The organism is Pseudolabrys sp. FHR47, assembly GCF_005153485.1.
Lineage (GTDB): Bacteria > Pseudomonadota > Alphaproteobacteria > Rhizobiales > Xanthobacteraceae > Pseudolabrys.
The window spans coordinates 47,743-68,793 of record NZ_CP039740.1 but is presented as its reverse complement, the minus strand read 5'-3'; the positions used below and the strand labels follow the sequence as shown (position 1 = coordinate 68,793).

The 21,051-nt window shown below is 64.1% G+C and carries 23 protein-coding genes; 8 read left to right on the top strand and 15 right to left on the bottom strand.

The window, feature by feature from the left end; translation table 11 throughout:
• Nucleotides 1-2: 2 nt before the first annotated feature.
• The 8 genes from recF to E8Q40_RS00330 form a co-directional block, all read right to left on the bottom strand.
• A complete protein-coding gene (recF, locus tag E8Q40_RS00360) occupies nt 3-1,148 on the bottom strand; it encodes a DNA replication/repair protein RecF (protein ID WP_137042520.1) in 1,146 nt (381 codons plus the stop codon).
• Between the two features lie 81 nt (nt 1,149-1,229).
• Nucleotides 1,230-1,508, bottom strand: a complete 279-nt coding sequence (locus E8Q40_RS00355) for an endonuclease domain-containing protein (RefSeq protein WP_370455219.1) — start codon at nt 1,506-1,508, stop codon at nt 1,230-1,232.
• 176 nt (nt 1,509-1,684) lie between these two features.
• Nucleotides 1,685-2,803 carry a DNA polymerase III subunit beta gene (dnaN, locus tag E8Q40_RS00350; RefSeq protein ID WP_137042518.1) on the bottom strand — a complete coding sequence of 373 codons (1,119 nt, stop codon included), beginning with the start codon at nt 2,801-2,803 and terminating at the stop codon, nt 1,685-1,687.
• Between the two features lie 311 nt (nt 2,804-3,114).
• The gene (gene dnaA / locus E8Q40_RS00345; protein WP_137042517.1) at nt 3,115-4,548 is read right to left on the bottom strand and encodes a chromosomal replication initiator protein DnaA; all 1,434 of its coding nucleotides are present in this window, start codon (nt 4,546-4,548) and stop codon (nt 3,115-3,117) included.
• 869 nt (nt 4,549-5,417) lie between these two features.
• The gene (locus tag E8Q40_RS22090; protein WP_205995627.1) at nt 5,418-5,726 is read right to left on the bottom strand and encodes a hypothetical protein; all 309 of its coding nucleotides are present in this window, start codon (nt 5,724-5,726) and stop codon (nt 5,418-5,420) included.
• 44 nt (nt 5,727-5,770) lie between these two features.
• The gene (gene rpsT, locus E8Q40_RS00340; protein WP_137042516.1) at nt 5,771-6,037 is read right to left on the bottom strand and encodes a 30S ribosomal protein S20; all 267 of its coding nucleotides are present in this window, start codon (nt 6,035-6,037) and stop codon (nt 5,771-5,773) included.
• 177 nt (nt 6,038-6,214) lie between these two features.
• Nucleotides 6,215-7,108, bottom strand: a complete 894-nt coding sequence (locus tag E8Q40_RS00335; RefSeq protein WP_137042515.1) for a dihydrodipicolinate synthase family protein — start codon at nt 7,106-7,108, stop codon at nt 6,215-6,217.
• A 24-nt stretch (nt 7,109-7,132) separates the two neighbouring features.
• Nucleotides 7,133-9,397, bottom strand: a complete 2,265-nt coding sequence (locus E8Q40_RS00330; protein WP_137042514.1) for an NADP-dependent malic enzyme — start codon at nt 9,395-9,397, stop codon at nt 7,133-7,135.
• 221 nt (nt 9,398-9,618) lie between these two features.
• On the opposite strand from E8Q40_RS00330, the gene E8Q40_RS00325 reads away from it, so the two are divergent.
• The 3 genes from E8Q40_RS00325 to E8Q40_RS22395 all read left to right on the top strand — a co-directional run bounded on the left by E8Q40_RS00325 (nt 9,619) and on the right by E8Q40_RS22395 (nt 12,019).
• Nucleotides 9,619-9,936, top strand: coding sequence for a hypothetical protein (locus E8Q40_RS00325; protein ID WP_137042513.1), 318 nt, complete (start codon nt 9,619-9,621; stop codon nt 9,934-9,936).
• A gap of 214 nt (nt 9,937-10,150) precedes the next feature.
• Nucleotides 10,151-10,816, top strand: coding sequence for a peptide-methionine (S)-S-oxide reductase MsrA (gene msrA, locus E8Q40_RS00320; protein ID WP_137042512.1), 666 nt, complete (start codon nt 10,151-10,153; stop codon nt 10,814-10,816).
• A gap of 207 nt (nt 10,817-11,023) precedes the next feature.
• A complete protein-coding gene (locus E8Q40_RS22395) occupies nt 11,024-12,019 on the top strand; it encodes a polysaccharide biosynthesis/export family protein (RefSeq protein WP_370455218.1) in 996 nt (331 codons plus the stop codon).
• 101 nt (nt 12,020-12,120) lie between these two features.
• Here the strand turns inward: E8Q40_RS22395 and E8Q40_RS00310 are convergent, their stop codons facing one another.
• Together E8Q40_RS00310 and E8Q40_RS00305 are read right to left on the bottom strand one after the other, a co-directional pair.
• Nucleotides 12,121-12,792 carry a dienelactone hydrolase family protein gene (locus E8Q40_RS00310; protein WP_137042511.1) on the bottom strand — a complete coding sequence of 224 codons (672 nt, stop codon included), beginning with the start codon at nt 12,790-12,792 and terminating at the stop codon, nt 12,121-12,123.
• Nucleotides 12,793-12,859: 67 nt separating this feature from the next.
• A complete protein-coding gene (locus tag E8Q40_RS00305; RefSeq protein ID WP_137042510.1) occupies nt 12,860-13,858 on the bottom strand; it encodes an LLM class flavin-dependent oxidoreductase in 999 nt (332 codons plus the stop codon).
• Between the two features lie 178 nt (nt 13,859-14,036).
• Between E8Q40_RS00305 and E8Q40_RS00300 the strand changes: the two genes are divergently transcribed.
• A complete protein-coding gene (locus E8Q40_RS00300) occupies nt 14,037-15,020 on the top strand; it encodes a S1C family serine protease (RefSeq protein ID WP_137042509.1) in 984 nt (327 codons plus the stop codon).
• Nucleotides 15,021-15,023: 3 nt separating this feature from the next.
• On the opposite strand, the gene E8Q40_RS00295 is transcribed toward E8Q40_RS00300, so the two are convergent.
• Entirely contained in the window at nt 15,024-15,383 is a 360-nt protein-coding gene (locus tag E8Q40_RS00295; protein WP_137042508.1) for a DUF427 domain-containing protein, read from the bottom strand.
• A 172-nt stretch (nt 15,384-15,555) separates the two neighbouring features.
• Between E8Q40_RS00295 and E8Q40_RS00290 the strand changes: the two genes are divergently transcribed.
• Nucleotides 15,556-16,056: a response regulator gene (locus tag E8Q40_RS00290; RefSeq protein ID WP_168197704.1), complete on the top strand. Its 501-nt coding sequence runs from the start codon at nt 15,556-15,558 to the stop codon at nt 16,054-16,056.
• 76 nt (nt 16,057-16,132) lie between these two features.
• Complete coding sequence (locus E8Q40_RS00285) at nt 16,133-17,287, top strand: fumarylacetoacetate hydrolase family protein (RefSeq protein WP_246662964.1); 1,155 nt, start codon at nt 16,133-16,135, stop codon at nt 17,285-17,287.
• Between the two features lie 58 nt (nt 17,288-17,345).
• On the opposite strand, the gene E8Q40_RS00280 is transcribed toward E8Q40_RS00285, so the two are convergent.
• The gene (locus E8Q40_RS00280) at nt 17,346-17,693 is read right to left on the bottom strand and encodes a hypothetical protein (protein WP_137042506.1); all 348 of its coding nucleotides are present in this window, start codon (nt 17,691-17,693) and stop codon (nt 17,346-17,348) included.
• A 122-nt stretch (nt 17,694-17,815) separates the two neighbouring features.
• Here E8Q40_RS00280 and E8Q40_RS00275 point away from each other — a divergent pair, with 122 nt between their 5' ends.
• A complete protein-coding gene (locus tag E8Q40_RS00275; RefSeq protein WP_137042505.1) occupies nt 17,816-19,342 on the top strand; it encodes a multicopper oxidase family protein in 1,527 nt (508 codons plus the stop codon).
• 36 nt (nt 19,343-19,378) lie between these two features.
• Nucleotides 19,379-19,834 carry a DUF411 domain-containing protein gene (locus E8Q40_RS00270; RefSeq protein WP_246662963.1) on the top strand — a complete coding sequence of 152 codons (456 nt, stop codon included), beginning with the start codon at nt 19,379-19,381 and terminating at the stop codon, nt 19,832-19,834.
• 68 nt (nt 19,835-19,902) lie between these two features.
• Here E8Q40_RS00270 and E8Q40_RS00265 read toward each other — a convergent pair whose 3' ends face one another.
• The 3 genes from E8Q40_RS00265 to E8Q40_RS00255 are packed head-to-tail and all read right to left on the bottom strand — an operon-like array spanning nt 19,903 to nt 21,049.
• Nucleotides 19,903-20,289: a Na+/H+ antiporter subunit G gene (locus E8Q40_RS00265; RefSeq protein ID WP_137042504.1), complete on the bottom strand. Its 387-nt coding sequence runs from the start codon at nt 20,287-20,289 to the stop codon at nt 19,903-19,905.
• A 5-nt stretch (nt 20,290-20,294) separates the two neighbouring features.
• Nucleotides 20,295-20,564, bottom strand: a complete 270-nt coding sequence (locus tag E8Q40_RS00260; protein WP_137042503.1) for a K+/H+ antiporter subunit F — start codon at nt 20,562-20,564, stop codon at nt 20,295-20,297.
• Nucleotides 20,561-21,049, bottom strand: a complete 489-nt coding sequence (locus E8Q40_RS00255) for a Na+/H+ antiporter subunit E (RefSeq protein WP_137042502.1) — start codon at nt 21,047-21,049, stop codon at nt 20,561-20,563. The genes E8Q40_RS00260 and E8Q40_RS00255 overlap by 4 nt, the downstream gene beginning before the upstream one ends.
• Between the last annotated feature and the right edge of the window lie 2 nt (nt 21,050-21,051).

Genomic DNA, 21,051 nt, shown 5'->3' with positions numbered 1-21,051 from the left:
CTTCAGCCGCGCTTTGACACGCCGCCCGGCGTCACGTCGAACCATTGGGCGCGGTCGGCGATATCGGCAAAGGCGGCCGGATCGGCGCCGGTCATCCATACTTGCGTGCCGAGCGCCGCGAGCGCGTCGTAGAGCGCGGCGCGCCGCAACGGGTCGAGATGCGCCACGACTTCATCGAGCAGCATCACCGGTGCATAACCGGTCATGTCCTTGATCAGGTGCGCATGCGCCAGCATGAGGCGAATGAGCATCGCCTTCTGTTCGCCGGTCGAGCCATCCGCCGCGGCAATGCCCTTGCCGGCGTGCATGACCTTGAGGTCTGCGCGATGCGGGCCTTCCAGCGTGCGGCCGGCGGCGGCGTCCTGGGCGCGGCTCTCGCGCAAGAGATCGCGATAGCGATCCTCGATCTCGCGGGCTGTGCTCAGCGGCCACTGGTTTTCCATCCAGCCTTCGAGCGCGATGCGCGGCATGGCGAAGACGGGCGCTTCCTCGCGCGCGGCCTCAAGCGCGCCGGCGAGGCGGTTCACGGTCTCGTAGCGCGCCGCCGAGACGGCGACGGCGACCTCGGCGGTTTCGTGCTCGATGGCGTCCAGCCAGTGCGGATCGCTGCGCGCGTCCTCCAGAAGCCGGTTGCGCGAACGCAGCGAGCGCTCGAGCGCGGAAACGCGGCTCGAATGCTGCGCATCGACCGCGAGCACGAGGCGATCGAGAAAGCGGCGCCGATCGGCGGCGGGGCCGACGAACAGCGGGTCCATCGCCGGCGTCAGCCAGATAATGCGCAGATGGTCGGCGAAGGCGGCGGCCGACGCGACCTTCTCGCGGTCGATTCGGCATTTACGCGAATTGGTGATCTCCTCGCCCGCCGGCGGCTCGATGCCGGTGCCGAGCGTGGCAAGGCCCAGCATGCCTTCGATTTCCGTCGACACGGCCCAGCCGCCGTCGCCCTCGGTGAAAGCGAGTTCGTCGAGCGTGGCACGGTGGAGTCCACGGCCCGGCGCCAGCAACGAGATCGCTTCGAGGAGGTTGGTCTTGCCGGCGCCGTTTGGGCCGGTCAGCACCACCGGTCCGGCACGGTCGAGTTCGAGCTTCGCCGCGTGGTAGCTGCGGAAATTCGTGAGCGACAGGCGTCGGAGAAAGGCGGCGGTCATTGGCAAAGTGGTGCCGCGCGTCGCAGCCCACCCTCTCCTCTTGGGGGAGAGGGTGGCGCGCGCAGCGCGCCGGGTGAGGGGTCAATCCTTGCCATTCGCGAGGCGGGCGAAAATATCTTCGAGCACGGCGTTGGGCGTTTGAAGGACCTCGTTATTCCAATAGCGCACGACCTGGAAGCCCAGCTCGCGAAGAATACGATCTCGTTCCTCATCACGAGACGATTGAAAGTGGTGGCTTCCGTCGATCTCAATGACGATTTTCCGGTCAAAGAAAACAAAGTCCAGAATGTAACCTTCGACAGGCGCTTGACGGCGGAACTTGACGCCGATCAGGCGCCGATCTCGCAGAAGGCGCCACATTGTCGTTTCGGCGTCAGTCGGAGCGTGACGCATCGCTTTCGCAAATTTGCGATTTTGCTTAGCGATTGGACGGTGGTGAAATCCTGCAGGCACCGACCCCTCACCCGGCGCGCTCCGCGCGCCACCCTCTCCCGCAAGGGGAGAGGGTAAGGCCGATAGGCCGTCGCGTAAACCGCCTACACCCGCATCGGCATCAGGACATAGAGCGCGCCTTTGGCGTCCTTGTCCTGGATCAGCGTCGGCGAGCCCGGATCGGCGAGCTTGAGCACCGCGACCTCGCCCTCGATCTGCGCGGCGATGTCGAGCAGGTAGCGCGAATTGAAGCCGATATCGAGCGGATCGGATTCGTAATCGACCTCAAGCTCTTCAGTGGCGCTGCCGGAATCCGGGTTGGTCACCGACAGGACCAGCCGTCCGCCGCTGATCGACAGCTTCACGGCGCGGCCGCGTTCGCTGGATACGGTGGAGACGCGATCGACCGCGGCTTCGAAATCCTTCTTGTCGACGACGAGGCTCTTGTCATTATTGACCGGGATGACCCGGCCATAGTCCGGGAAGGTGCCGTCGATCAGCTTGGAGATCAGCGTCACGTTGCCGATCGAGAAGCGGATTTTGCCGGACGACAGTTCGATGGCGATGTCGCCTTCGCCGGTTTCGATCAGGCGCTGAACTTCGGCGACGGTCTTGCGTGGGATGATGATGCCCGGCATGCCGGCGGCGCCTTCCGGCAGCGGCAGTTCGACCTGCGCCAGCCGATGGCCGTCGGTCGCCACCGCGCGCAAGGTCGCGGTCTTGGCCGAGCCGGCGGCGTGCAGATAGATGCCGTTGAGGTAATAGCGCGTCTCTTCGGTCGAGATCGCGAACTGCGTCTTGTCGATGAGGCGTTTGAAGTCGGCGGCCGGCACCTTGAACGAGTGGCTCATCTCGCCGGCGGCGAGATCGGGGAAGTCGCTCTCGGGCAAGGTCTGCAGCGTGAAGCGCGAACGTCCGGCACGGATGGTCAGCACCGCGCGTTCGCCGGAACCTTCGATGACGATCTGCGAACCATCCGGCAGCTTGCGCACGATGTCGTAGAACATGTGCGCCGGCACGGTTGTGGCGCCGCCCGGCGCGACCTCGGCCGCGATCGAGTCGGTGACCTCGAGATCGAGATCGGTTGCCTTCATGCTGAGCTGGCCGTTGTCGGCGCGGATCAGCACGTTGGACAGGATCGGAATGGTATTGCGCCGCTCGACCACACGGTAGACGTGGCTCAGCGACTTGAGGAGTTCGGCGCGTTCGACAGTTATTTTCATGGAAAATCCCGCTTCGGCGCCCAATTACCCAACCCCTGGCGCCAGCCGGCGGAAGCCGGGGGGCAAAGGTGGCAAGAGTGGGGGAAATCCGCAAGAGCGGGCTGCGGGCCGGGACGAAGTCCCCGTTCCTATCCCCAGGGCGTCCACAGGGGATACTTGCCCCGGACGCGCCGCCATAGGCGCGTTTACGCGCGTCTTTGACGCGCTATGGCAGAGCGGTGCGGCGCTGAGCCGGGGCCGTTCCGGTTCGAGGCGGTCCCGGGTCTGCAGCGCGCCATTTCATGCCGCGCAGCGCCCGGAACAAGAGCCACCTACTCCTGCAACTGCCTTTTGAGGATCTCGATCTCCTCCGACAAAGCGAGGTCGTTGCTCACCAGGCCTTCGATCTTGCGGACGGCGTGCAGCACCGTGGTGTGGTCGCGGCCGCCGAAGCGCCGGCCGATCTCGGGCAGCGAACGCAGGGTCAGGGTCTTGGCGAGATACATTGCCACCTGGCGCGGGCGCACCACATTGGCGGTACGGCGCGACGACAACAGGTCGGAGCGGCTGACATTGTACTGGCGCGCGACGATGCGCTGGATGTCCTCGATCTTGACGCGCTTGGGTTCCTGCGGCCGGATCAGGTCCTTCACCTCGCGCTCGGCCATTTCCATGGTCACCGACTGTCCGGTGAGCTTGGAATGCGCCAGCAGGCGGTTGAGCGCGCCTTCAAGGTCGCGGCCGTTATGGGTGACGGTCTTGGCGATATAGCCGAGCACCGGCAGCGGTACGTCGAAGGTCGGGTGATGCGCCCGCGCGGCCTGGACGCGCGCTTTGAGGATTTCGAGGCGCAGCTCCTCGCCGAGACCACCCATCTCGACAACCAGCCCGCCGGCAAGGCGCGAACGCACGCGTTCGTCGAGGCTTTCGAGGTCGGATGGCGGCCGGTCGGAGGCGATGACGACCTGGCGGCCGGCATCGATCAGGGCATTCAGGGTGTGGCAGAACTCTGCCTGCGTCGACTTGCCCTGCAGGAACTGCAGGTCGTCGATCACCAGCACGCCGATGCCGCGCAGCGCTTCCTTGAAGGCGATGGCATTCTGCGCCCGTAGCGCGGCGACGAAGCCATACATGAACTTCTCGGCGGTAAGGTACAGCACCTTGCGCTCGCCATTGGCGTTGCCGGCCCAGGTGATGGCCTGCAGCAGATGCGTCTTGCCGAGGCCGACGCCCGAGTGAATGTAGAGCGGGTTGAACATCACCGGGTCAGTGCGGCGCGCAGCGGCGACCTGCTTGGCGGCGGCCTGCGCCAAAGTGTTGGAGCGGCCGACGACAAAGGAGTCGAAGGTCAGCCGCGCATCGAGCGGCGAACCGCCGAGCGCCTCGTGCACGGCCGCGTCGCCGGCCGGGATCGGACGCCCTGCGCCATTGCCGTTGAGCGGACGGCCTTCGCCGGCGCCGGTAAACGCGGCGGGTTCGGCCTTCGCCTTGGGCTGCGCCGTGGTCTTGAGCACGGCCGAGCGGACGATCAGCTCGATGCGGCCGACCTCGTTACGCTCGGACTGCCAGCACGAAAGCACTTTTTCGGCATAGTGCGACTGGATCCAGCTCTTGAGAAAGCGGGTCGGCACCGACAGGCGCACGCCGCCGTCATCGATGCCTTCGAGTTCCATGCGGCCAAACCAGCTGGAGAAGACATCGTCGCCCACTTCCGAGCGCAGGCGCGCTTTGACTCTGAGCCAGCTCTCCTGATCGTCGTTCGGCATTTTCTTCTTCTCTTTTGTTTTGGTCTGGTTGGTTGAACGGACAATGAGTTGCTCGGCCTGACGGCGTGAGCCGTCGACGCGCCGATACGAGACGCAACACGCTTACGGGATATCTTGGCCGGGCCTACCGGTACGGCGCGATATCGTTTTGAAGGAGGCGGAATCGCGCCTTTAGATATTGGGCGGCGCGTTACCCAAGTGAACGTCGGAGACCTGACGAGAGAACACGCTGAACGAGCCGGTGTAGAACGTCGTGGAGACGCCGTCACCATTATTCGTGTCAGAGTTCGCCATCATCACAGTCCCCCCATCTTCGGGCTTTCGCCCAGGCTCGCTATCGATCTGGTCCTGTTGCCGATCCATCTTCGCCAAATCCGAACTGCTTTCAATTCGACTTTGCGACGCTTCGATCCGCCTCAGGTACCACTCAGTCTTTTCATCGTCAGCGAGAATTCCGGCGCGGGCAAATCAAGATTGTCGTCATGCCCGCTCATCTTTTTTGCCGGCGGAACTCCCGCCACCGGGCAACAGATAGCCGTTCTCATCTGCCAATGAGCGCAGAACCATTCCTTGTTTCTGAATGCGCCGCGGAGAATGTCCGGGCGCGTTTGTCAAAATACACGACGTGCGCGGCTGAGCAATTTCGAATTGTCGGACGATTACTGCGCTCCAGTTGTGCGGCGCGCAGCGACATGTTCGAATTTTCTACCGTTCGCTAACCAACATGTTGATGAGTCGTGCGGAATTGCGCGTGCCGGCGATCTAAGATGCAGCGGTATGTTGTTTGAAAAAAACGCCACGTCCGAGGTCGCTTTGCCATTGTGGCACAGGCATTTCCGGGTCCTCGCCGTCACATTCGGCCTAAGTCATTATGTAAACGCCGAATTTTTTGTGCGATGAATGAAGGTAGCCCCGGTGCGAAAATCGTTGCGATTATTGAGTTGTCGCAAAAAGAAAATCATAGAAACGCTGAATATGCGTAACGCCCACACCTGTCTGACACGCTCATGACGGTTTGACGAACGCGCGCGGGCGCGGAACGTCGTCAACGTCCGCGCCATGTCATTGTCATCGATTTTTTGAAAAAGCGCCAAACAATTCCGCAGTGCCGAACGTCGCGTTGTGCGGCCCGGCGTTCTTGCGGTGTATGCTGCGGCGCGGGCGGTACCAGTCGCCATTCCGCCGAGTTCGGCGAACTCGGCTGCTGCAGCTTACTCGCCGATTACTTGCCGAGCTTGGCGATCGCGTGCGAGAGGCGCGAGACCTTGCGGCTGGCGGTGTTCTTGTGAACGGTACCGCGCTGCGCCGCACGCATGATCGCGGGCTCCGCAGTCTTGAACGCCTCGACGGCCGCGGTGCGGTCGCCGGCGGTGATCGCTTCTTCAACCTTGCGCACCGAATTGCGCAGCACGGTGCGGCGCGACTTGTTGATCGCGGTGCGGCGCGCGATCTTGCGGGTCGCCTTGCGGGCGGACTTGGTGTTGGCCATCTGAAATCTCGTTCGGTCTCTAACGCGACTGGCCGCATGCGGCGGAAGTGCCGCGCTCACGAGCCCGTCTGTTGCCAAGAATAAACGGGGCCGGAAATCCGGCCCCAATTGCGCGTGGCTTATAGTTGGCCTACGCCCGGGCGTCAACGCCCGAAGAATCCGGGCGTTTCCAGCCCCTTAGGCGGCGTTTTGGGCCCGGATGGCGTCGTAACCGGCGGTAATGGCGGTCCGGTCGGCGGCCGACACGGCGGCAAAGGGAGGGCGGACACGGGCGAGGGTCGTATCGGCATGGATGTGGCCGAGCAGTGTTTTGACCCCGGGCACCAGTGGCCGGCCCTCGAACAGTTTGCGGATCGCGACCGCATTGTCATGCGCGGCGGCATCGCCATCCTTCCAGGCGCGCTGGCAAAGGTCGGCATTCACATTGGCGGTCGCCGAGATGCAGCCGGCGAATTCGCCCTTGCGGGCGTCGAGCAGGCAGGCCTCGGTCGACGGGAAGGTGGCAAAGTCCTTGGCGATCGCCGCCACCGAGCGCGCATAGGCCATGTCGCCCGACGAGTCCTTGAGGCCGACGATGCGTCCGGGGAAGTTCTGGCGTAGGCGCTTGATCAGCTCGACATGCCACGGCACGCCGGAAAGCTGCGGGTAATGATAGAGATAGATCGGCAGCTTCTGGCTGGCGGTCGCCTCGACGAGCGCGCCGATATAGGCGACCAGGCCGTCATCCGGCACGCCCTTGTAGTAGAACGGCGGCAGCACCAGCGCGCCGGCGAAGCCGAGTTCGGCGGCGTGGCGCGTCAGCGCGATGGCGTCGGCGATCGATGCGGCCCCGGTGCCTACCATCAGGCGGTCCATCGGCAATCCGTTGGTCTTGTAGGCACTCATCACCGCCTTGCGCTCCTCGACCGAGAACGAGGTCGCCTCGCCGGTCGAGCCGAGCACGTTGAGGCCGTCGCAGCCATTGTCGAGCAGCCAGCGCGCCAGCTTCATGGCGCGCGGTATATCCGGCGACAAATTCTCGTCGAGCGGGGTGGCGATCGCGGCGATGACGCCGGACAGGGAAGCAGTCATTGAGGTGTCTCCGGGCGTCGGCGGTCAGCCGCTCACATTGAAGGCCGCGAGCGCCGCCATGTTGACGATCTGGGTGTCGTTGGCGCCGAGTTGCACCAATTGCACCGGGCGGTCGAGGCCGACCAGTATCGGGCCGATGACGGTGGCGCCGCCGAGTTCCTGGAGCATCTTGGTCGAGATCGACGCCGAGTGGAACGCGGGCATCACCAGCACATTGGCCGGGCCGGACAGGCGGTTGAACGGGTAGGCCGCGGCCAGATCCGGGTTGAGCGCAACGTCGGCCGCCATGTCGCCTTCGTACTCGAAGTCGACGCGGCGCTGATCGAGGATTTTCACGGCCTCGATCACCTTCTCCGAGCGCTCGCCGGCCGGATGGCCGAAGGTGGAGAAGGCCAGCATGCCGACGCGCGGCACATAGCCGAAGCGCTTTGCGACGCCGGCGGCCTCGATGGCGATCTCGGCGAGTTCTTCGCCAGTCGGCAGCTCGGTGATCGCGGTATCGGCCACCAGCAAGGTACGGCCGCGTGCCACCACCAGCGAAATGCCGATGACGCGATGGCCGGGCTTGGCGTCGATGACCCGGCGCACGTCCTCGAGCGCGACCGAGAAATTGCGTGTCACGCCGGCTACCATGGCGTCGGCGTCGCCGTTCGCCACCATCAGCGCGGCGAAATGGTTGCGGTCGGTATTCACCAGCCGCTGGACGTCGCGCAGCAGATAGCCCTGCCGCTGCAGGCGCTCATAGAGATAGTTGAGATAGACGCCATTGCGCTTTGACAGCGCGGCATTGATGACCTCGATGCCTTCGCCCAGCTCGATGCCGGCATCGGCGGCGGTCGCCTTGACGCGATCCTCGCGGCCGACCAGCAGCGCGGTCCCGAGCCCTTGGGTCACGAAGGACGCCGCCGCGCGGATCACCTGCTCCTCCTCGCCTTCGGCGAAGACGACGCGCTTCGGCGAGCGGCGCAGCTTGGTATAGACCTGCTGCAGCGTGCCGGCGATCGGGTCGCGGCGGGCGCTGAGTTGGTGTTTGTAGGCTTCCATGTCCGGAATTGGCTTGCGCGCGACGCCGGTCTCCATCGCCGCCTTGGCAACGGCCGGCGGCACCGTCCAAATGAGACGCGGATCAAACGGCACCGGAATGATGTAGTCCGGGCCGAATTTCGGCCGCGTGCCATAGAGGGCGGCCACTTCATCGGGTACGTCCTCGCGCGCCAGGTCGGCGAGCGCATGGGCGGCGGCGATCTTCATCTCCATGTTGATGGTCGAGGCGCGCACATCGAGCGCGCCGCGGAAGATGAAGGGGAAGCCGAGAATATTATTGACCTGGTTGGGATAGTCGGAGCGGCCGGTGGCCATGATGGCGTCGTCGCGCACCTCCGCCACTTCCTCCGCCGTGATTTCCGGGTCGGGATTGGCCAAGGCAAAGATGATGGGCTTGGCCGCCATCGACTTGACCATCTCCTTGGTCACCGCGCCCTTGGCCGAAAGCCCGACGAACACGTCGGCCCCCACCATCGCCTCTTCCAGCGTGCGCTTGTCGGTCTTCACGGCGTAAGCCGACTTCCACTGGTTCATGCCCTCGGTGCGGCCCTGGTAGATGACGCCCTTGGTGTCGCAGAGGATCAGGTTCTCGGCGGCGAAGCCGAATGCCTTGAACAATTCGAGGCAGGCAATACCGGCGGCGCCGGCACCGTTGCACACCAGCTTGGTGGATTTGATGTCGCGCCCGGTCAGATGCAGCGCGTTGATCAGGCCGGCGGCGGAGATGATGGCGGTGCCGTGCTGGTCGTCATGGAACACCGGGATGTCCATCACCTCGCGCAGCTTCTGCTCGATGATGAAGCACTCGGGCGCCTTGATATCCTCGAGATTGATGCCGCCCCAGCCGGCGCCGAGATATTTGACGCAGTTGATGAAAGCGTCCGGATCCTCGGTCGAGACTTCCAGATCGATGGAGTCGATATCGGCGAAGCGCTTGAACAGCACCGCCTTGCCTTCCATCACCGGCTTTGCCGCCAGCGCACCGCGGTTGCCGAGGCCGAGAATGGCGGTGCCATTGGTGATGACGGCGACGAAATTGCCCTTGGTGGTGAGTTCGTAGGCCTTCAGCGGATCGTCGGCGATGGCCAGCACCGGTACCGCGACGCCCGGAGAATAGGCCAGCGACAGGTCGCGTTGGGTGGCCATCGGCTTGGTGGCGACAATCTCCAGTTTGCCCGGGCGGCCGCCGCTGTGGAACTGCAGGGCTTCTTGCTCGGTGAAGGTCGGACGCGGACGTTTGGCCATTTTCACTCCATGGGGGCAGTTTTTCTTGCAGCTTTTCTTTCCCCGGAGAGGTCCGCGGCCAAGCTGTTGGGATATGGTCTAGCGGAAGGCACCCCGGCAACTCAAGATGACGAGCCAGTTGGCAAGGGCGCTATGCCGCAATGCAGCGGGAGGGTTGAAGGCTGTGCCGGTTTGAGGCTAGTTGAGCAGTATTCGTCTCGCCGGCATTGTATGCTCATCACATGATCAAATTTTTGCTGCGCACCCTCGGGCTATTTGGACTGGCGGCCGCCTTCGTGCTGGTGATCTACGATGGCACCAAGTCCATCGCCGGAAACCGCCTGTTTTTGACGAGCGTCGGCGACCTCTGGACATTGCTGAGCCCGAAGAGCCTGGCGACGCTACAGCCGCTGCTGTCGCCTTATGCCGGTGGTGTGCTGTGGGACCCGGTGGCGATGACGTTTCTGTCCTGGCCGAGCTGGGCGGTCCTCGGCGTGCTGGCGATCCTGTTCATGCTGCTGGGCCGGCCGCGCCGCCCACTGATCGGCTACGCGCGGTAAAAGGCTCCGTCGTCCCGGGCGACCGAGCGTAAGCGAGGGAGACCCGGGACCCATACTCCGTGCGCTCTCGATAGGGCACGGCGTATGGGTCCCCGCGTTCGCGGGGACGACAACTCTGCTTCACGCCGCCTTGGCTTACTCGTGATCACCCTCAGGTACCGGAACCGGGGGCGAGTGCTTATATTGGGCTCAACAAAGACGGGAGAGCCAAACCATGTTTGGATTCAAGAAAGTCTCGATGCCCTCGAAAGATGAGGCACTGCCCGGGCGCTCAAGTGCGATCCCGACGGCCGATGAGCATTTCGTTAATCACCATGCACTCAAGGGCCCTTATCCGAAGGGCAGCGAAAAGGCGCTGTTCGGCCTCGGCTGCTTCTGGGGCGCCGAGCGCAAATTCTGGCAGCTGGGCGCCGGCATTCACGTCACCGCGGTCGGCTATGCCGGCGGTCTGACGCCGAACCCGACCTATGAGGAAGTGTGCTCAGGCCGCACCGGGCACAACGAGGTGGTGCTCGTGGTCTACGACCCGAACAAGGTGTCCTACGAGACTCTCCTCAAGACGTTCTGGGAGAGCCATGACCCGACCCAGGGCATGCGTCAGGGCAATGACATCGGCACGCAATATCGCTCCGGCATCTATACCTTCTCGCCCGAGCAGAAGGCGGCCGCCGAAGCCTCGAAGGCGATGTACCAGAAGGAGCTGAAAGCCCGGCGCTACGGGGCGATCACTACCGAGATCGTGGACGCTCCGCCGTTCTATTTCGCCGAGGATTATCACCAGCAGTATCTGGCCAAGAACCCCTATGGCTACTGCGGGCTGGGCGGCACCGGCGTGTCCTGCCCGATCGGCACCGGGGTGAAGGCCGCGGCGACGGCGTAAGCTGCTTCTTCACCTCCCCCTGAAAGGGGGAGGTCGCCGACCTTTGGTCGGCGGGTGGGGGTCTTTCGTCATCATATTGACCCCCTCCCTGACCCTCCCCCTCCCCCTTGCAGGGGGAGGGAACGCGGGCCCCAGTCAGACTTTCTTAACCATATAAAGCGCTAATCGGGCGTCGATTTTAAGTCCCGCGACCCCGGATTCGCTTCAATGCGGAATGCCAAGATTTTGCTCGTGCTGATGGCCGCCCTCGCGGCTGCCGGCTGCGCGCGCAAAACAGCGCAGGTCCAGTACATCATCGACCCGCAGACCGGTCAGCCCGTGCCGGTCGTGACGCAGCAGCAGCAATACGCGCAAGCACAGGCCTATCCGGCCCCCGCCCCGCAAGCTTATCCGCAGACATACGCCGCGCCGGCGACCTCCTCGTCGCGTTCGCTCTATTCAAGCTCGGCGGCTTATGCCCAGCAGGCTTACGCGCAGGCGCAATATGTGTCGCCGCAACCGACGCCGCAGCCCAGGACCGCGAGTGGCCGCGGCCTGTTCTCGTCGGGCCGACAGACACAGACTTACGTCCAGCCGCAGCCGGCACTTCGGCAGCCGTACGTCGCGCAATACACGCCGCCTCCGGCCGCGATGGCGCAAGCACCCGCGCCGCAGGCCGTCGCGCCACGTGGCGGACCTTACATCCCGGCCCCGGCCGCCGCGCCGATGCCGAACTATGGCTATGCCGCGGTGTCGCCGGCGGCGCCCGCATACACGCTCGACTCCGGCGACAAGTTGCGCGTCGTGGTGTTCGGGCAGGACGGCATCACCAACAGCTACACCGTCGATGCCGGCGGCAACGTCAACCTGCCGCTCATCGGCGCGGTCCCGGCGCGCGGCACCTCGACGCAAGCGCTCGCCAAGGCCATCGCCGACCGCTTGCGCCGGGGCTATGTGCGCGAGCCCCATGTCACTGTCGAGGTCGAAACCTATCGGCCATTCTTCATTCTCGGCGAGGTTACGACGCCGGGCCAGTATCCCTATGTCGCCAACATGACGGTCGAGACCGCGGTGGCGATTGCCGGCGGCTTCGGCCCGCGTGCCTCGAAGAAAACCGTCGAACTGACGCGCAATGCGCCGGGCCAGCAGATGCGCGGCAATGTCCCGCTGAATTATCCGCTGCTGCCGGGCGACACCATCGTCATCAAGGAGCGGTGGTTTTAGAAACCGCCGGTCATCCCCGCGAAGGCGGGGATCCAGCGCTTCTTCTGCTCAAACCAATCAAGCGCTGGATCGTCCGCTTTCGCGGACGATGACACCGAGCGCTATTTCATATTCTTCGCCAGAAACTCGTAGGTCCGTTTCCACGCCAGGTCAGCGGCGTCCTGGCGGAAGCTCGGGCGATCATCGTTGGAGAAAGCGTGCGGGGCGCCCGGATAGACGTAGGTCTCCGCCTGCGGCTGCTTCTTCTTGATGTCCTCGACGACGGACATTGGAATGCTCTCGTCCTTCTCGCCGAAATGCATCTGCACCGGACATTTAGGTTTCTCATCGGCGAACTTGCCGATGGCGCCGCCATAGAAGGACACCGCCGCGGCAAGACCGGGGATGCGGCAGCCAGCGAGGAACGCGACCGAGCCGCCCATGCAGAAGCCGATGATACCGATCGGGCCGACGTCTTTCAGCTCGGCCTTGGCGGCGGCCACGTCGAGCATCATGTGATCCCAATTGAGACTGCCGAGAAAGCTGCGCGCATGCGCGATCTCGTCGGCCGAATAGCCGCTGTCGAAGTCGCGTTCGAAGCGGTCGAACATCGCCGGCGCAATGGCGGCGTAACCGTGTCCAGCCAGCGTATCGCAGATGTGGCGGATGTTCTTGTTGACGCCGAAGATCTCCTGAATGACGACCATGCCGCCTTTCGGCGCGCCCTTTGGGTCGGCGCGATAGGCGCCCAAAGTGTGCTTGTCGCTGGCGGTGAGCGTGAGCTTGGTGCCCAAGGGAACCTCCGAAGTTCGCGGCGTGACGGCGGATGTCTTTAGCACCGGCGAGACCGGTGCGCGAGTATCAGACATACAGCGGCGCGAGAAGCTCATACGAATGCCGGCGCGCCTGATGGTCATGGATCATGGTCGTGACCATCACCTCGTCGGCCTGCGTCGCCGCGATCAACTCATCGAGCTTCGCCTTCACCGCCGCCGGTGCGCCGATCGACAGCTTGGTGCGATTCTGCGCGACGCGCGCGCGTTCCGCCGGTGAATACTGATAGGCCAAAGCTTCTTCGGGCGACGCCAAAGGCAGGAATTCGCCCTTGTTGCGGCGGGTGAAATTGAGGTCGATCGTCGAAGCGAGCCGATCGGCCTCCGCGTCGGTGTCGGCGCAGACCACATGCGTGCCGAGGATGGCGTAAGGCTTGTCGTGCGACACCGACGGCTTGAAGCTGTCGCGATAGATACGCATTGCCTCTTCGGCGGGAAACGTCGCGAAGTGATGGGCGAAGGCAAAGGCCGCGCCGATCTGGCCGGCGAGCTGTGCGCTGTAGTCGGACGAACCGAGCAGGAAAATCGGCGGCAGCTTCACATCGGCCGGCATGGCCTGCACCTTGCTGAAAGGGTGACCTTCCGGAAACTGCCGGGTCTCCAGCGCCATCAGCTCGGAGAAGCGGTCGAGAAAATCATCCTCCTCGCTGACATTCTGGCGGCGGCGGAGCATGTATGAGGTCACCTGATCGGTTCCCGGCGCGCGGCCAAGCCCGAGGTCGATGCGATCGGGGAACAATGCCTCCAGCACCTTGAAACGTTCCGCCACCGTCAGCGGCGCATGGTTGGGCAACATGACGCCGCCGGAACCGACGCGGATGCGCTGCGTGGCTGCGGCGATCTGTCCGATCATGATGTCCGGCGCCGACGAGGCGATCATCGGCATGTTGTGATGCTCGGCCACCCAGTAGCGGACATAGCCGAGTTTGTCGGCGAGCTGCGCCAGATCGATGGAATTGCGCAGGGCTTGGGCGCCGGTCGATCCGGACGACACCGGCGACAGATCGAGAACGGAGAGGGCGGTCATAAATTCTCTCTGGCACGAGGCCGGCGGGAAAATGCTCTCCTTAGAAAGGCATCCGGGAATGCCGGGTCAAGTCCGGCAATGACACCTATGCGTGAGGCGCAATTTGCGGTTTTCAGGCGCCTATGGCGGCGGCTATCATCATCCCTATCTGAGGACGAAGACAGAGGGGTGTTTACCGATGGCTTCGCTGATGGAATTCAAGGTGCCGCCCGGCGAGCAGCCGCGTCCGGAGGACTACGGCTTCGATCTCGACCGCGCGCTGTCGTCGGTGGTCGGCCTGCACTCGATCATCCCGCACGACGCCTTCACGGCGGACACGCTCGGCGTCGAGCGCGCCGGCAACGGTGTGCTCATCGGCGACGGCCTGGTGCTGACCGTGGGTTATCTCATCACCGAAGCCGAGACGATCTGGCTGCATCTGTCGGATGGCCGCGTCATGGAAGGCCACGCGCTGGGCGCCGATCAGGAGACCGGCTTCGGTCTGGTGCAGGCGCTCGGCCGGCCCAATCTGCCGATACTCGAACTCGGCTCGTCGCGCGATGTCGATCTCGGCGACCGCGTCGTCATCGGCGCCGCCGGCGGACGCACGCAGTCGCTCGCGGCGCGCGTCGCGGCCCGGCAGGAATTCGCCGGTTACTGGGAATATCTGATCGACGACGCGATCTTTACATTTCCGGCGCACCCGCATTGGGGCGGCACCGGGCTGATCTCATCGCGCGGCGATCTCGTCGGCATCGGCTCGCTGCAGATCGAGCGCGCCACCGGCGGCGAGAGCGGCGGCGCCGGCGAGCATCTCAACATGATGATCCCGATCGACCTCTTGAAGCCGGTGCTGAATGATCTGTCGCGGTTCGGCCGCGTCGATCGTCCGGTGCGGCCATGGCTCGGCATCTTCACCACCGAGATCGAGGAGACGTTGGTGATCGTCGGCGTTGCCGACAAGGGCCCGGCGGCGCGCGCCGAGATCAGGACCGGCGACATGATCGTGGCGGTGGCCGGACAGAAGGTTTCGACCCTGGGCGAGCTTTATCGCGGCATCTGGGCGCTCGGCACCGCCGGCGTCGAGGTGCCGCTGACCTTGCATCGCGACGGCGTCACCTTCGACGTGCGGGTGAATTCCTCCGACCGCAACAAATTCCTCAAGGGCCCGAAGGTGCATTGAGGCTCACGCAACTTCGATCTCATCCACCCGGTCCGGATAGAAGGCGAGATGGTCCTTGATCGCGGCCACGGCCGGGAAGGGCGCCTCGTAGCTCCACACTGCGTTCGCGGCGGTGCGGCCATCCACCGAGATAGAGAAGTAGCTGGCGTCGCCTTTGTACGGGCAATGGCTCGCATGCGCGGTGCGCGTGAGCAGCGCCATGTCGGCGTCCTCCTGCGGAATATAGTAAACGGCAGGATAACGCGCTTCCGTCAGCGTCAGGGCCCGTGTCGTGTCGGCGATCGTCCGGCCGGCGAAAGTTACGCGGACGCGCCGTCCGTTCCGCGAAATCGCGATGGGATGGTCGGGTCCGGGCTGTTTCATGGCGTCCTGTCCTTGTCCGGCGCGCGGCCTCCCATCCAATTTGGCAAGGCAGATGTAGGTCCGCGAGGGGGCAGGCGGAACAAACGCGACAAATTGAACGGTCGGTTTTAGCGAAATTGACAGAGTTTGGCCGGTAAGTTGGTCGGGCTTTATGAAAGGTTACCGGTCGCGTATGCCGAAAAGTCCGCTCGAATCGATGATTCAAGGGCTGAACATCCTTGTGGTGGACGGCAACGCCTACATGCGCAAGGTCACGCGCATGATGTTGATGAATCTCGGCGCCAAGTCGGTGATGGAAGCCGCCGACGGCCTCGCCGCCCTCGAGCAGATCCGCAATTCCGATCCCGATGTCATGCTGCTCGACTGGGACATGCCGCTTCTCAACGGCATGGAGGTCGTGCGCATCGTTCGTTCGCCCGGCGTGTTTCCGCGGCCGAACCTGCCGATCATCATGCTGACCTCGCGCGCCCACCGCTCGTCGGTGGTCCAGGCACTGCATGCCGGCATCAACGAATTCCTGGTCAAGCCGACCTCGGCCAAGGCGCTGCACGATCGCCTGAGTTCGATCGTGATCAATCCGCGCCCGATGGTGCAGCTTGGCGATGCCTATGTGCCGCAGCCGCGCAAGATGTCGACCGACCTCGAACTCGATCCCGCCGACGTCCGCCGCTAACGCCGCCTAGCCGAGGCTGGCGCTGGCCGCCCCCGGCGTTCTAAACTCCCGCGCAATAACAATTTCGGGGGAGTTCATGGCCAGCCATTCCATGCGTCTGCCGGGCAGCGGCACCTTTCTCGGCCGCGCTCATGCACCGGGGACCGCGCATCCGCTGGTCGTGACCGTCCGCGACGGCGCGGTCATTGATATCACCTCGGTCCATGCGCCGACGGTCCGCGACATCTGCGAGATGGACGATCCCGCCGCCTATGTGCGCGGCGTCAACGGCAAAACCATCGCAACGCTCGATGCGATTACGGCGGGAAGCCTCACCCATGCCGCCAGTGCCATTCGCCTCTTGTCCCCGGTCGATCTCCACGCTGTGAAGGCGGCTGGCGTCACCTTCGTCGTCAGCCTGCTCGAGCGCGTCATCGAGGAGCAGGCGCGCGGCTCCGCCGACAAGGCCGAGGCGATCCGCGCCGACATTCACGGCCTGATCGGCGAGGATCTGTCGAAGCTCAGGCCGGGCTCGCCGGAAGCGATGGCGATCAAGGCCAAGCTGATCGCGCGCGGCGTCTGGTCGCAATATCTCGAAGTCGGCATTGGCCCGGACGCCGAGATTTTCACCAAATGCCAGCCCATGTCGTCGGTCGGTTTCGGCGCCGATATCGGGCTGCTCGAGGCTTCGACCTGGAACAATCCCGAGCCGGAAATCGCGGTCATCGCCGCCAGCTCCGGCCGCATCGTCGGTGCCACGCTCGGCAACGACGTCAATCTGCGCGACATGGAAGGCCGCTCGGCGCTGCTGCTCGGCAAGACCAAGGACAACAACGCCTCCGCCGCGCTCGGTCCGTTCATCCGCCTGTTCGACGACACCTTTTCCATCGCCGATGTGAAAAAGGCGCGGGTCAACCTGACCGTCGAAGGCACCGACGGTTTTTTCCTCGAAGGTTCGAGCTCGATGGCCGAGATCAGCCGCTCGCCGGAGGAACTGGTCGCGGCGGCGATGGGGCCGCATCATCAATACCCCGATGGCATGGCGCTTTATCTCGGCACCATGTTCGTGCCGTCGAAGGATCGCGGCGAGGTGGGCCGCGGCTTCACCCACAAGATCGGCGACACGGTCACGATTGCGTCGGACAAGCTCGGCGCGCTGGTCAACCGCGTGAAATACTCGCCGGATTGCCCGCACTGGACCTATGGCACGCGGTCGCTGATGCGGGACCTGGCGGCGGCGAAGCTGATTTAAGCGCTTTGATCCCTGTCAATAATTCCGGCTCATTTTGCACTAGACTGGCCAAATGAGTTCATTGGCAAAACTTGCTGCCTTGGCGAGAACGGCGCTGGTCGCCGGGCTTGTGCTGGCGCTGCTTGTGGCGCCCATGGCAAGCGCTCATGCGATCAATTGCACCGACGGTGCCGAGCCGGCGGGCATTGCCGTGAGCAACGTCGCTCACGACGAGGCCCCGGTTTATGCCGACCATGATGAGAATGGCAAAGCCGGTGCGATGCAGGTCGATCGCTGTTGCGCGGCGATGTGCGCTGACTGCAGCGCGATTGTCGCGGCCGTAGAGCAGCCGGGCGTACTGGCGGCCACCGGCCACGACCGCATACAAGATGAGCCAGCCGCCGGCATCGCCGTCGCGCCCCCTCACGGACCTCCTCGAAGCTGATCCACCTGAAGATGCCCGATGTCGCATCGGGATATCGACGCGCGTCCTGGCGACGCGCCGGATCGCATCGCCTGCGAGAGGCAGGCAAGACGGGAGTCTGAATCATGAATCGCCGTGAACTGCTTAAAACAATGATGACCGGTGCCGCGGCCCTCGGCACAAACAGTTTCTTGAACCCCGGTCTAAGCTGGGCCCAGACGATCGGCGCTCCACCGATCAAGCTTGGAATCGTCAGCCGCACCTTGGATATCAAGGGCAAGGCAGCGCGTGTCTTCGGACTGCTGCAAGCCGACGGCACGCACGGTGTCACCCTGAACGCCGGCGACACATTCGATGTCGAGCTTCGCAACGACATCGACGAACCGACGATCGTCCATTGGCACGGCCTCACGCCGCCCTGGAAGTCGGACGGCGTTCCGGACAATCCGGAGCCACTGATCGCGCCGGGCAGCGCGCGCCGCTATACTTTTCCAGTCGGCGCAGGCGGCACGAACTGGATGCATGCCCACACCCTTCAGGAACAGAACCTGCTCGCCGCGCCGCTGATCGTCAGGACGGCCGCCGACCTCCAGCGCGACGAACAGGAGGTGGTCATTCTGCTGCATGACTTTTCCTTCACGCCTGCACAGGAACTGCTGGCCAAACTGACGCAAGATCAGGGGCACGGTTCGCAGATGGGTCCGCGGAGTTCCGGCGGCAGTATGGGCGGCATGGGCGGGATGCATGGAGGCATGCATGGCGGGTCGATGATGAGCCCTCCGGCAGCGGCGCGCGGCAACATGAGTCAGATGCCTATGGGCGGCGGCATGGCCGGGATGCCGATGGCCGGCATGGACCTCAATGACATCGACTACGACGCCTATCTCGCCAACGACCGCACCCTCGACGATCCGCAAGTGGTGCGCGTCGAAAACAGCGGCCGTGTCCGCCTGCGTATCATCAATGGCGCTACGGCGACCGCGTTCAGCATCGACACCGGCCGCGTTCAGGGGAGCCTTGTCGCGGTCGATGGGCAGGAGATCGAGCCAATCAATGGCACCGCTTTCCCGATCAGCATGGGGCAGCGGCTCGACATCAGCCTGACCTTGCCGCAAGGCGCGGGCGCCTACCCGGTTCTCGCCGTCCGTGAAGGGGCGGTGGAGCGCACCGGCGTCATTCTGGCGACGCCCGGCGCAGCCGTGCATCGCATCGCATCGGTGGCCGAGGCCGCCGGCCCGATCGTGGATGCATCGCTCGAACAAAGGCTGCGGGCGCGCAATCCGCTCACGGCACGGCCGGCCGACCGGCGTTTCGCGCTGACACTGATGGGGCACATGCACGGCTATGTTTGGGGCATCGGTGGCGCCGCCGAGCTACGTGCGCGTCGCGGCGAGCGCATCGAGGTCACGATGCGAAACGCCTCGATGATGGCGCATCCGATGCACTTGCACGGTCACCACTTCCAGGTGATCGCCATAGACGACCGCCAGATGTCCGGCGCGGTGCGCGATACCGTGCTGGTGCCTCCGGGCGGTGCGGTTACCGTTGTCTTCGACGCCAGTAATGCCGGCAAATGGCCGCTGCACTGCCATCATCTCTACCACATGGCGACGGGCATGATGGCTTACCTGACCTATGACAACCTTGGTTGACTCACCGCTGCGCAACGAGAGCGAATTGAGGAGCGAATGATGATCAATATGCTTAGAGGCGCTATATCGGCGGTCGGGCTGTTGGCGATGACGGTTGTCGCCTCGGCCGCGGGCACGGTCGAGATACTGTCGACGGCAGGCTGCGGCTGTTGCGTCGCCTGGTCGCGCCATCTGCAGGAAAATGGCTATGCGACCAAACTCAAATACTTGCCGGCCGGCGATCTGTGGAACCGAAAAATGAAAGCCGGACTGAGAGAGGGGCTAACCTCCTGTCACACCGGCCTCATCGACGGTTACGTCGTAGAGGGGCACGTGCCGGCTCGCGAGGTCGCGAGGTTGCTGAAAGAGCGTCCGGATGCGATCGGGCTCGTGGTTCCTGACATGCCATCCGGTTCGCCCGGCATGGGCGAGCCTGGACCGAACTCCGAACCGTACAAGGTCTTGCTGTTGCGGCGCGATGGCTCGACGGAGATCTTTGCCAGCTATCCGTGAGCATCGTGGGTGCGGCCACTGTCTAGAGTCGCAATTTGCCCTCCTGGCCCAGGCCAGGAGGGGCCACGCTAATGCTGCTCACTTGGTTGAGGCGGCGCATCCGGCGCAGCATTCAGCGTGGCCCAGCCGGAGCCGCCCGCGTCCTTAGAGAGCGTGCGCTGCACCTCGCGGTGCCGGAAGATGTGCGCCTTGGCGATCATGACGGCGCTGACCGGCGCGGTCAGGAACAGGAACAGCGTGATCAGGAGTTCGTGGATGCCGGCCGCATCGTGCGAGGCGAAGTAAATCAGCGACGCAATCAAGAGCGAACCGATGCCGAGCGTGGTTGCCTTGGTCGGGGCATGCAGCCGGCGCATCGTGTCGGGCAGCTTGGCGAGCCCGAACGATCCGACGAACAGGAACACGCTCCCGATCACAATGAAGGCGGCGATGACGAATTCGAGAAGCGTTGCCATGACGGTCACTCGATTACATTGCCGCGCAGCAGGAACTTGCAGAACGCCACCGTCGAGACGAACCCGACCATGGCGAATAGCAGGGCGGCCTCGAAATACATGGTGGTGCCGAACATGATTCCTGCGAGCACGATCAGGCCGATCGCGTTGATCACCATCGTGTCGAGCGCAAGAATGCGGTCGGTCGCGTCCGGGCCGGCGATGAGCCGGTAGACATTCATCAGCAGCGAGACCGATATGGCGACCAGCGCGAAAGTGCAGGCGGCGGCGATCATGCGAATATCCTCATCAGGCGGCTCTCGTAGCGGGACTTGATGCCGGCCACCGTATCGGCGGGGTCGGTCGTCTCGAGGCAATGAACCAGCAGCGAGCGGCCGTCGGCGCTCACATCCGCGCTCAGTGTCCCCGGCGTCATCGTGATCGTTCCGGCCAAAGTCGCGATCGCCTCGGGACTTTCCAGGGCCAGCGGCACGGTGACGAATTGCGACCGCAAACTGTCGCCGCGGCGGAACAACACCAGATAGGCCACCTGCACATTGGACACAACGATGTCCCACAGCACGATGCCGGCGTATTCGATCATCGCCAGCGGGTTGCGAAGCTTCACGCCGTTGGGCCACCAGGAACTGGTGATGGCGGTAATCCCGACCCCGAGCAACAATCCGAAGACGAGCGCGCCCCACGAGAAGTCATTGATGAGCAGCACCCACACCAAAGCGAGGACCGCGATCAGCACTGGATGGCGAAGCACGCCGCGCATGA

What these genes read in the sequence shown, in the direction of transcription:
- recF (WP_137042520.1), bottom strand. Translation starts at nt 1,148, where the DNA reads ATGACCGCCGCCTTTCTCCGACGCCTGTCGCTCACGAATTTCCGCAGC.
- E8Q40_RS00355 (WP_370455219.1), bottom strand. Translation starts at nt 1,508, where the DNA reads ATGTGGCGCCTTCTGCGAGATCGGCGCCTGATCGGCGTCAAGTTCCGC.
- dnaN (WP_137042518.1), bottom strand. Translation starts at nt 2,803, where the DNA reads ATGAAAATAACTGTCGAACGCGCCGAACTCCTCAAGTCGCTGAGCCAC.
- dnaA (WP_137042517.1), bottom strand. Translation starts at nt 4,548, where the DNA reads ATGCCGAACGACGATCAGGAGAGCTGGCTCAGAGTCAAAGCGCGCCTG.
- E8Q40_RS22090 (WP_205995627.1), bottom strand. Translation starts at nt 5,726, where the DNA reads ATGGCGACTGGTACCGCCCGCGCCGCAGCATACACCGCAAGAACGCCG.
- rpsT (WP_137042516.1), bottom strand. Translation starts at nt 6,037, where the DNA reads ATGGCCAACACCAAGTCCGCCCGCAAGGCGACCCGCAAGATCGCGCGC.
- E8Q40_RS00335 (WP_137042515.1), bottom strand. Translation starts at nt 7,108, where the DNA reads ATGACTGCTTCCCTGTCCGGCGTCATCGCCGCGATCGCCACCCCGCTC.
- E8Q40_RS00330 (WP_137042514.1), bottom strand. Translation starts at nt 9,397, where the DNA reads ATGGCCAAACGTCCGCGTCCGACCTTCACCGAGCAAGAAGCCCTGCAG.
- E8Q40_RS00325 (WP_137042513.1), top strand. Translation starts at nt 9,619, where the DNA reads ATGATCAAATTTTTGCTGCGCACCCTCGGGCTATTTGGACTGGCGGCC.
- msrA (WP_137042512.1), top strand. Translation starts at nt 10,151, where the DNA reads ATGTTTGGATTCAAGAAAGTCTCGATGCCCTCGAAAGATGAGGCACTG.
- E8Q40_RS22395 (WP_370455218.1), top strand. Translation starts at nt 11,024, where the DNA reads ATGCGGAATGCCAAGATTTTGCTCGTGCTGATGGCCGCCCTCGCGGCT.
- E8Q40_RS00305 (WP_137042510.1), bottom strand. Translation starts at nt 13,858, where the DNA reads ATGACCGCCCTCTCCGTTCTCGATCTGTCGCCGGTGTCGTCCGGATCG.
- E8Q40_RS00300 (WP_137042509.1), top strand. Translation starts at nt 14,037, where the DNA reads ATGGCTTCGCTGATGGAATTCAAGGTGCCGCCCGGCGAGCAGCCGCGT.
- E8Q40_RS00295 (WP_137042508.1), bottom strand. Translation starts at nt 15,383, where the DNA reads ATGAAACAGCCCGGACCCGACCATCCCATCGCGATTTCGCGGAACGGA.
- E8Q40_RS00290 (WP_168197704.1), top strand. Translation starts at nt 15,556, where the DNA reads ATGCCGAAAAGTCCGCTCGAATCGATGATTCAAGGGCTGAACATCCTT.
- E8Q40_RS00285 (WP_246662964.1), top strand. Translation starts at nt 16,133, where the DNA reads ATGGCCAGCCATTCCATGCGTCTGCCGGGCAGCGGCACCTTTCTCGGC.
- E8Q40_RS00275 (WP_137042505.1), top strand. Translation starts at nt 17,816, where the DNA reads ATGAATCGCCGTGAACTGCTTAAAACAATGATGACCGGTGCCGCGGCC.
- E8Q40_RS00270 (WP_246662963.1), top strand. Translation starts at nt 19,379, where the DNA reads ATGATGATCAATATGCTTAGAGGCGCTATATCGGCGGTCGGGCTGTTG.
- E8Q40_RS00265 (WP_137042504.1), bottom strand. Translation starts at nt 20,289, where the DNA reads ATGGCAACGCTTCTCGAATTCGTCATCGCCGCCTTCATTGTGATCGGG.
- E8Q40_RS00260 (WP_137042503.1), bottom strand. Translation starts at nt 20,564, where the DNA reads ATGATCGCCGCCGCCTGCACTTTCGCGCTGGTCGCCATATCGGTCTCG.
- E8Q40_RS00255 (WP_137042502.1), bottom strand. Translation starts at nt 21,049, where the DNA reads ATGCGCGGCGTGCTTCGCCATCCAGTGCTGATCGCGGTCCTCGCTTTG.